Below are 3,685 nucleotides of genomic sequence, written 5' to 3' on the forward strand. Positions count from 1 at the left end.
GCGAGGGGCGCCCGCCCGCACCGGGCGCTCGGTCGTTCCGGCGCGCACCCTGCCCTCGGGCGCTCCGGCCCCACCGCGCGTCAGAGGTCTTCCGCACGCACCGCCTCACCGTGCCGGTTCCGCCCGCGCCGCCCCCCGCCGCCGGGACCCGAGGTCAGCCCGCGGCGCCGTCCGTCGTGTCCGTGAGCGCCGCCGACAGCTGCCGGGCGGCCTCCCGCAGGACCGGCACCATCCGCTCCGTCGCCGCCTCCGTCAGCCGGCCCGCGGGGCCGGAGATCGAGACCGCCGCGGCCGTCGGCGCGTCCGGCACCGCGACGGCCAGGCAGCGCACGCCCATCTCCTGCTCGTTGTCGTCCACCGCGTAGCCGTCCGCGCGGACGGCGGCCAGCGCCCGGAGGAAGGCGTCGGGCGAGGTGAGCGTCCTCTCGGTGGCCGCCGGCATCCCGGTGCGGGCCAGCAGGGCCCGTACCGCGTCGTCCGGCAGCTGGGCCAGCAGGGCCTTGCCCACCCCGGTCGAGTGCGGCAGGACCCGGCGGCCGACCTCCGTGAACATGCGCATCGAGTGCCGGGACGGCACCTGCGCGACGTACACGGCCTCGTCGCCGTCGAGCAGCGCCATGTTCGCGGTCTCGCCGGTCTCGTCCACCAGCCGCGCCAGGTGCGGCCGCGCCCAGGTGCCCAGCAGCCGGGACGCGCTCTCGCCGAGCCGGATCAGCCGGGGGCCGAGGGCGTAGCGGCGGTTGGGCTGCTGGCGTACGTACCCGGTGGCGACGAGGGTGCGCATCAGGCGGTGGATGGTCGGCAGCGGCAGCCCGCTGCTGCCGGCCAGCTCGCTCAGCCCCACCTCGCCGCCCGCGTCGGCCATCCGCTCCAGCAGGTCGAAGGCGCGCTCCAGCGACTGGACGCCGCCGGCGGCGGCCGGCCCGGGCGCTGCGGTGCTGCGGGGCACGTGCGGGTTCCTTCCGATCGGGTGCGACCGCAGCTTAACGGTCCGGAATCCGGCTTTCATCATGTGGAATCCACCGGACGGCCCGCCTGTCCGGCCTTGACGGGACGCGCAGCCGCGGAGACAGTGCATTTCAACAGAACGTTGAAACAGGGTGCCGTCGAGAGGGGACCGGGTGCCGGACGTCGAACTGGTGCTGCGCTCACGCCGCGTCGTCACCCCCGAGGGCGAGCGGCCCGCCGCCGTCGCGGTCGCCGGCGGACGGATCGCCGCCGTGCTGCCGTACGAGACGGCCCCGCCCCCCGGCGCCCGCGCCGAGGACTGCGGCGACCACGCGCTGCTGCCCGGGCTCGTTGACACCCACGTGCACGTCAACGACCCCGGCCGGGCCGAGTGGGAGGGCTTCGCGACCGCCACCCGCGCGGCCGCCGCCGGCGGCGTCACCACCCTGGTCGACATGCCGCTCAACAGCCTGCCGCCCACCACCACGGTCCGGGCGCTCGTGGCCAAGCAGGCCGCGGCCCGGACCCGGGTGCACGTCGACGTCGGCTTCTGGGGCGGGGCGGTCCCCGGCAACGCCGCGGACCTCGCACCGCTGTACGCCGCCGGCGTCTTCGGCTTCAAGTGCTTCCTCTCCCCGTCCGGCGTCGAGGAGTTCCCGCCGCTCGCCGGCGCCGGGCTGGACGCCGCCGCGGCCGCGGCCGCCCGCCTCGGGGCGCTGCTCGTCGTCCACGCCGAGGACCCCGAGGTGCTCGACGGCGCACCGCCCGTCCCCGGCCGCGACTACGCCGGCTTCCTCGCCTCCCGCCCGCGGGCCGCCGAGAACCGGGCCGTCGAACGGGTCGTCGCACTCGCCGCGCGGCACGGCACCCGCGTCCACGTCCTCCACCTCTCCTCCGCCGGCGCGCTGCCCGCCCTGGCCGCCGCCCGCCGCGCCGGCCTGCCCGTCACCGCCGAGACCTGCCCGCACTTCCTCACCCTGACCGCGGAGGAGATCCCGGACGAGGCCACCGAGTTCAAGTGCTGCCCGCCCATCCGGGAGGCCGGCAACCGGGACCTGCTGTGGGCCGGACTCGCCGACGGCACGGTCGACTGCGTCGTCTCCGACCACTCCCCGGCCACCGCCGAGCTGAAGACCGGCGATTTCGCCACCGCCTGGGGCGGCATCTCCTCGCTCCAGCTCGGCCTGCCCGCGGTGTGGACCGAGGCCCGCCGGCGCGGCCACGGCCTCGCCGACGTCGCCCGCTGGATGGCCGCAGGACCCGCCCGGCTCGCCGGGCTCGACGCCAAGGGCGCCGTCGAGCCCGGCCGGGACGCCGACTTCGCCGTGCTCGACCCCGACGCGGCCTTCACCGTCGACCCGGCGGACCTGCAGCACCGCAACCCCGTCACCGCGTACGCGGGCCGGCGGCTGCACGGCGTCGTCACGGCCACCTGGCTGCGCGGGCGCCGCGTCCACCACCGCGGCGTGCACACCGAACCCCGCGGCCGGCTCCTCGGCCGCACCGGCCGGGACGAAGGGCGGCAGCACCCGTGACCGACGAGATCCCCCGCTTCACCGGCGCCGCCGCCCCGTACCGCGGCGGCGACCCCTACGCCGACTACCGCACCGCCGACTTCGGCTTCGCCGCCCTGCCGGACCTCGCCGACCGGCGCCTCGGCGGCGCGGTCGTCGCCGCCAACGACGAGTTCTTCGCCCCCCGCGAGAATCTGCTGCTGCCCGGGCGCGCGGAGTTCGACCCGGCGGCGTTCGGGCACAAGGGCAAGGTCATGGACGGCTGGGAGACCAGACGCCGCCGCGGCGCCGCCGCCGAGACCCCGCACCCGGCCGACGCCGACCACGACTGGGCGCTGATCCGCCTCGGCGCCCCCGGCGTCGTACGCGGCATCGTCGTCGACACCGCCCACTTCCGCGGCAACCACCCGCGGTCCGTGAGCGTCGAGGGCGCCGAGGTCCCCGGCACGCCGTCCCCCGCGGAACTGCTCGCGGACGGCGTGGCCTGGACCGGGCTGGTGCCCCGCACCACGGTCGGCGGCCACGCCGCCAACGGCTTCGCGGTCACCGGCGAGCGCCGCTGCACACACCTGCGCCTGCGCCAGCACCCGGACGGCGGCATCGCCCGCCTCCGCGTCCACGGCGACGTCGTCCCGGACCCGGCGTGGCTGGCGGCGCTCGGCACCTTCGACCTCGTCGCGCTGGAACACGGCGGGCGCGTCGAGGACGCCTCCGACCGCTTCTACTCCCCGCCCGTCAACACCATCCGGCCGGGCCGCCCGCGGCAGATGGACGACGGCTGGGAGACCCGCCGCCGGCGGGACGCCGGCCACGACTGGATCCGCTACGCCCTCGCCGGCCGCGGCGAGATCCGCGCGGTCGAGATCGACACGGCGTATCTGAAGGGCAATGCCGCGGGCTGGGCGGCGGTGTCCGTACGGGACGGGGACGGCGGCGCGTGGACGGAGGCGCTGCCGCGCACGAGGCTGCAGCCGGACACGAACCACCGCTTCGTGCTGGCGGCGGCGGTGGTGGGCACGCACGCGCGTCTCGACGTCTATCCGGACGGGGGCATAGCGCGGTTGCGCCTGCACGGGAGCCTGGCGCCGGAGGGCGAGCGGGGCGGGGCGTGAGCCCGGGAACGGTCCGGCGCGCGTGCCGCGGGCCCGGCGGGTGCGGGAAGGCGCCGGAACCGCGGCGGCCGGGCCCGGCCACGACGGGCCGGCGGCCGGGCCGGGCGGGCC

General features: G+C 77.7%; 3 protein-coding genes. 2 read left to right on the forward strand and 1 reads right to left on the reverse strand.

The genetic code is table 11. From position 1 onward, the window contains the following. Positions 1–154: 154 nt before the first annotated feature. Positions 155–949, reverse strand: a complete 795-nt coding sequence (locus ABD317_RS34575; protein ID WP_344295462.1) for an IclR family transcriptional regulator — start codon at positions 947–949, stop codon at positions 155–157. A 172-nt stretch (positions 950–1,121) separates the two neighbouring features. On the opposite strand from ABD317_RS34575, the gene allB reads away from it, so the two are divergent. Continuing rightward, positions 1,122–2,483, forward strand: a complete 1,362-nt coding sequence (gene allB, locus ABD317_RS34580) for an allantoinase AllB (protein ID WP_344295465.1) — start codon at positions 1,122–1,124, stop codon at positions 2,481–2,483. Then, positions 2,480–3,574 (forward strand): allantoicase, encoded by a 1,095-nt coding sequence (gene alc, locus ABD317_RS34585; protein WP_344295468.1) that lies wholly within the window; start codon positions 2,480–2,482, stop codon positions 3,572–3,574. The genes allB and alc overlap by 4 nt, the downstream gene beginning before the upstream one ends. Positions 3,575–3,685: the final 111 nt, after the last annotated feature.

Source organism: Streptomyces synnematoformans, assembly GCF_039531005.1.
In the GTDB taxonomy this organism is placed as follows: domain Bacteria; phylum Actinomycetota; class Actinomycetes; order Streptomycetales; family Streptomycetaceae; genus Streptomyces; species Streptomyces synnematoformans.